General features: G+C 31.5%; 3 protein-coding genes and 1 pseudogene. All 4 read left to right on the top strand.

All coding sequences use genetic code 11. The features are described 5' to 3' along the window. A pseudogene (locus Q0A18_RS06995) lies at positions 1-2142 on the top strand (AAA family ATPase); the annotation flags it as partial. After that, positions 2096-2782: a hypothetical protein gene (locus tag Q0A18_RS07000; protein WP_292009431.1), complete on the top strand. Its 687-nt coding sequence runs from the start codon at positions 2096-2098 to the stop codon at positions 2780-2782. The pseudogene Q0A18_RS06995 and the gene Q0A18_RS07000, both read left to right, overlap by 47 nt. 256 nt (positions 2783-3038) lie before the next feature. Beyond that, positions 3039-4046, top strand: a complete 1008-nt coding sequence (locus tag Q0A18_RS07005; protein WP_292009432.1) for a hypothetical protein — start codon at positions 3039-3041, stop codon at positions 4044-4046. A gap of 684 nt (positions 4047-4730) precedes the next feature. Next, the gene (locus tag Q0A18_RS07010; RefSeq protein WP_292009433.1) at positions 4731-5954 is read left to right on the top strand and encodes a site-specific integrase; all 1224 of its coding nucleotides are present in this window, start codon (positions 4731-4733) and stop codon (positions 5952-5954) included. The last annotated feature ends 160 nt before the right edge of the window (positions 5955-6114 follow it).

Raw genomic sequence — 6114 nt, forward strand, 5'->3', positions numbered from 1 at the left:
CCAAAAGAATACACTTCCTTTTTAAATGCTTTAGTTGATATTGATGAGAATTTACTAGATTTTCAATCTTTTGAACAAATAATAGAAAGGGCCCTTAATGATTGGGGCTACTACCCAGAAGTAAAAAATTGGAAAAAAGATAACTTCAAATATATACTGTCAACTCAACTTCAGCATTTTGATTATGGAAATAGTTTAAGTATTTGGTCACTGCGGCATTTTGCAAATTTATTTAGTATTGATGATGCTCAATTAGCAGATATTCTGATAGAAATTTTACCTCAGAAAATAGATTTGTTATCCGATGAATCTATTTACAGCTCCTTTGAATTGATTAAAAGTAAACTGTCTCAAAATGAAAATGAACAACTGCTAGCATGGATTTTGGAAAGATGGAACTCTAAAATTAAACCTGAAATTGCTGATGGGGTTTGGTTTGAAGAATTGATAGCTCCAGCAGCTGCTGATGAAAATGTTGCACATTTGTTAAGATTCATTCTTGGACATCCGGATAAAAAACTACGTTGGACAGCAATTCACTCTATCAGAAGACTAGTAAGTCTTAATAATATAGAGGTACTTAAAGTCTTATTAGATAAACAAAATGAAAAGGATTGTTTACCTTTTCAGAATAGGGAATATATTTATTATTGGATGTCTGCTAAATTATATTTGTGGATTGCAATAGATAGGATTTCTATTGAAAGTCCTGAAATGCTTATTCCTTTTAAAGATGTTTTTTATAATGAACTGATGAGTGAAGAATTGCCTCATGTTCTAATCAAGTATTATATTAAAAAATCTTGTTTAAATCTTTACACTTTTGATAAGTCTATATATTCAGAAGTTGAGTTACAAAATATTCAAGATACTAATAAGAGTAAACTAGGATATGTGGAAGAGAGAAAATACAGCAGGCAACAAAGGAGATATTCAAGTAAATCTCAAAAAAAATGGAAGTTTAGATTTAATTCTGTAGATACTTTACCATACTGGTATAGCAGAATTGGAGATATTTTCAATTTGTCCGAATATGATGTTGCAGATGTTGCAGACAAATTTATTACTGAAAAATGGGGTTATACAGGAAACCCTAATGATGATGATTATCTTCAAGGTCAGTTATATGACAGAGATTGGTATTTAACAAGGAATGATCATGGAAGTAATCCGGAAGTAGAAGATCTATCCATTTATTTTGAATACCATGCAATGTACTGTGCTGCACATTTCTTCTTAAAACATGAACCATTTATAAAAACGGATTATTCTGACTATTGGGATAGCTGGGAAGGTTGGCTGTATTCAAAAGCAAATGCATTTGATGATTTTTGGTTGTCAGATTTAAGAACTCCCGTTCCCTTAAAATTAGAATATTGGAAAAACAGTGTAGAAAATTTTGACTTAGTGTGGAGAGACTCTATTCCCGAAGAATATTTCGATGAAAATGTTGGCTTTATAGAAGTAAATACGAATGAATTTCTAAATGTTTATGGAGCGATTAAAAAAAACATTGGAGAGAATCAAGATACTATAACTTTTAGCTCATGTTTAGTATCAAATAGAGAAGCAGAAGCGTTGTTACGTGCTTTGCATACAACTAAAGATAGTTATGACTATTATCTTCCTCTTGAAAAAGATGAGGACGATGCAGAGATAACAGAAAACGACTTTATATTTAAAGGATGGCTGAGAGAAATTAGGAGTGAATATGAAGGTCTTGACACTAATGATTCGTTATTTACTAATAGCTCTAAGGGATATTTTACATTTGGAGATGTAGTACATTCTAATTTTAACATTAAATATGACAGCATGTACAGATATGGATACTTTGAAGACAATGAAATAAGTATCTATGAGAATTGGAATGAAATATCTGATGAAGACTATCGGTATAGAAAATACAATAAGGATATAGAGTCTTCAGGATGTTTGTTTAAAGTCAAAAGTGAATTTATTTTAAATTTCTTAAAAGTCGAACAAAAATCTTTGATAATTAGATGTATAGTAGACCGACAACTTGAAGAGCGGAAATACAGAGAAAGGAATGATGATAATAGACATCAAGTTAAACTTTATTTAATTAAACCAGATGGCACAGTTAAAACACTCCGAGGAAGAGATTATAAAATTGGGTGAAAAACTAGTAAAAGAGCTAGATTTAGAATATTCTGTTAATACTTTAGCAAGATGGATGTCTCATTATCTTGCAGAATTAATACGGGATATTGACAATGCTGAATCTAAAGAAGATAAAAAAATATTGCAACAAGAGTGTTGTAACATCATCCTAAAAATCTGGTCTCAAAAAGAGAATTTACCGATTACAAAACCTTTGGATAGCTTAAGACCTGTAATAGAAATATTAGAGGTTTTAAAAGAGCAAAAAGAAGTGAGTGTATTTCCACATTGGCTTGAATATAATTCATTACCTCGTAATAACGAATGGGCTTCACTTGTTGATTTGGTTAAAAATAATTCTGAGAAAATTTTCAATAAAGTCGTCCAAGTGAATTTGCATAAGGATATATTAAGCAAAGATAAAGAATGGCTAAAAGAAAATAAGAGTTTTCTTAGCAGAGATGAGATTGACTTTCTTGAGCTTATTGATGTTATGAGTAATAATGACCTTAATACTGGAGTTATTGATTTGAATAACTTTGAGATGTCAGATGATAATTCGCAAAGAATAGAATTTATATTTAATGAACTCGAAAATCTAATTGACGAGCAGAAGAATGAGCTATTAAAAATAAAGGAAAATTACATAAAAAAGTAATCCTTCTTATCAATAGTTGGTGGTTTGAGTAAGGAAAATTAATTAATATTCCTGATAGTCAATCCTATCATATTTCTTGTCAGAGTCCAAATATTACCTAATTGGATTGTCAATTGCATGAAAATGGTGAATTAGGGATTTCTTTTGATTGTTGAAATGATAGGAGGTAAATATGAGTTTAAGTTTTAATCGTGATTTTCCATTAAATAAGTATGGGAGAAATTTTGTTTGAGAATCAAAAAGAATATATATGTGAATGAAAACCTACGAACTGTTTATATCAGAAAGTGTTTCAGAAGAAGACCGAGTAATTATCGAGAAATATTGGGAGCTTGAAGACGGAAAGTTTGTCTACAAGCCTAGAGAACTAAGGGAAACATATGATATTACCCTATATCAGTTAAATACACTAATTGCCGAGAATTCACTGTGTAGAATTACCCTTGCTAAATGCTATGACTGTGGCAATGATATTATTGAAGAAGTTACGGCTCAGAGTAGCTTCAAAAAGATGTCTTTAGGAAAACCTGCTAAATGTGAGCATTGTGAAAGAGTATATAGAGAACTCATAGAAGAAGAATGGGATGACACAAGAGAGGAGTTGAATACAGGAATGGGAGGGAAACTGGTCGATATTAAGAAACTTGGACGTCTGAAAAAACTTAATGCGGAGGAACTGCATGTGTTAAAGCAGATTATAATTCTAAGGGAAAAACAGCTCATCAATGATCATCTCATCTATAAGAATGGATATGATAATATGTGGGGAATAATCAACAAGCTGGAAAAACAGGGATTATTGGAAGTTAAGCGTGATGGGAGGAAGGTCATAGAGTTTATCCCTAATGAAGATATTGAATTTATTGCCGGAACAGAAAATCACCGAGGAATAAAAGCAATTCCTACAGTTAAACCATTAATAGTTGATGAAGCTCTCAAAGCTTACACATTTAAAGTTCCCATAAACCGTAATCCTTCTTCAGAAACATCACCAAGATATTCAAAGGTATTTACCCTTCCTATTGATGTGCATTTTGAAAAAAGTGTCGAGTATTTAATTAGTGGATGGTTGTTGGCTGATGGAAGCATTAACATTAGTTTTGTACCAACAAACACGATCTTTCGGTCTGATGATAGAGATATAACAGAAGCAGAAGAAAGGATTATTTCAGGATTTCCATTGGGCAGATTTGCGGATGATATTGATATTTCAGTTTCTGATTTTCAAATCAATAAAAATAAATCTTTGGAAAATGAAGATTAAACCTAATTGATTTAATTCGTTAGCTGATTAGATTATCTAAAAAAGTAACTGTTGACTTTTTTTATCAATTATTTCGAGAAAAATGGACTTGATACACAGGAATAAAAAGATAAATAAAACTATACCAGTCTTTTTGTGCATTGATTATTTTAGAAAATTTATAAATTGGAATTATTTTTTTTTCTTTCAAGAATTGGAGAAAAAATTATTTACAGCAGATATCTTTCCTCACGAAAGGGCTTAAGAGTTACTAAACTTAAATCACAAAAAGACATATATGTTGAATTTATTTGTGAAAAAAGTGTAAATTAGCATTAGTTAAAACAAACGCTCTTACAAACTTATTTAAATAAGTGACCTATTCGGTGACCTATAAAATAAGAGAACAGCATAAAGCCGATAGAGAGGGCATTTCTTAAAAAGATACAAGTCCCTCACTCTCCGCAAGTTGGAGAAACAAATAAAATCAAAAGTCTTTAAATCATAGTGTTTAAAGGCTTTTTTGTTGATTTGAACTATCAAAGCATAACAAAAGAATGCAAAACGGAAGAGAGTAATTCGGTGAGTCACCGAAAGTATCATTTCCTACTCACCCGAAAGTTATTGAACAGCCTGTTCATTGCTTGAACATCTTGTAGGTTTTAAGATTCACAAATACATTTATCAATCTTAAAATCTAAAGTTATGGAAACTTACAGTGTACTTTTTTATGCAAAAAAAGTTAAGAACAATCCTGGAATTTCTACTATTTATTTGAGAATTACAGTTTCAGGTAAAAGAACTGAAATTTCAACAGGTCAAACGATCAAGACCTCACAATGGGGCATAAAGTCAGGAAAGGTGGCAAGCAATACCCCTAATGCCAAACAGTTGAATTCATTGTTGGAAGGAATCCGGTCTAAATTATTTGAATGCTATAGTACTCTATTCAATAGTGGTAAGGAAATAACCTGCGAAAGCTTACGGAATAAATACTTAGGAGTTGAGGAAAAGAAACTCACTATCATTGAGGTTTTCAAGGATCATAACTTAAAGATGAAGGAGTTGATAGGTAAAGAATTTTCAAAAGGAACTTGGGAGAGATATGAAACGTCACTACGGCATACTGAGGCATTCATGAAATGGAAATTTAATATTACAGATATTGATATCTGTGAGATCAATCCGGGATTCATTGCAGACTATGAATTTTACTTGAGAACTGTAAGGAACTGTTCCAATAATTCAGCTGTGAAGTACATTAAGAATTTCCAGAAGATAATCAATATTTGTCTTAGTAATGAATGGCTTAGTAAAAATCCCTTTGTGAGCCATAAATCAAAGATAGAGACTGTAGATGTGAGATTTCTGACGGAATTGGAATTGAAAAGAATTCAGTCAAGGAAATTCGTTTCTGAGAGGTTAAGAATTGTAAGGGATATTTTTGTATTCTGTTGTTTTACGGGATTAGCCTATATTGACGTCAAGAGCCTTACAAAACAAAAATTGGTCAGAGGAATTGATGGTGGGTTATGGCTAAAAATCAAAAGAACAAAAACCAAGGTTGAGGCAAGCATTCCTATATTGTTTGAAGCACAGGAAATCATAATCAGGTATGAAGACCATCCAAAGTGTATAAATGAAGATACGGTACTACCAGTGTTAAGTAATCAGAAAATGAATGAATATTTAAAGGAGATAGGAGCTTTATGTGATATAGATTTTGATATTACTTTTCATACAGCAAGACATACATTTGCCACTACTGTTACTCTTAATAACGGAGTTCCATTGGAAACCGTCAGTAAAATGCTTGGACATACTAATATTCGAATGACGCAGCATTATGCTAAGATTCAAGATAAAAAGATCGGACAAGATATGTTGATATTGAAAGATGTACTAAATAAAAGTAAAAAAGTAATTTAGAAGTATGGCTATATCTATTGAATATGCCATAAAAGGCAGTATTTAAAAAACTGGGCAAATATGAAATTGTGCTAAGAATTCGCTACAAATTAAGAGAGTTTTTTTTAGCCATATAAGATACCGGATATAAAAAAGAGGAGACCTTTTGGGTCTCCCTTTC

Origin of the sequence: Chryseobacterium sp., from assembly GCF_022712095.1 — a bacterium.
Taxonomy (GTDB): Bacteria; Bacteroidota; Bacteroidia; order Flavobacteriales; family Weeksellaceae; genus Chryseobacterium.

Bases quoted from the DNA above. Each gene is read 5' to 3' on its own strand.
- Q0A18_RS07005 (WP_292009432.1), top strand. From the start codon at position 3,039: ATGAAAACCTACGAACTGTTTATATCAGAAAGTGTTTCAGAAGAAGAC.
- Q0A18_RS07010 (WP_292009433.1), top strand. From the start codon at position 4,731: ATGGAAACTTACAGTGTACTTTTTTATGCAAAAAAAGTTAAGAACAAT.
- Q0A18_RS07000 (WP_292009431.1), top strand. From the start codon at position 2,096: ATGGCACAGTTAAAACACTCCGAGGAAGAGATTATAAAATTGGGTGAA.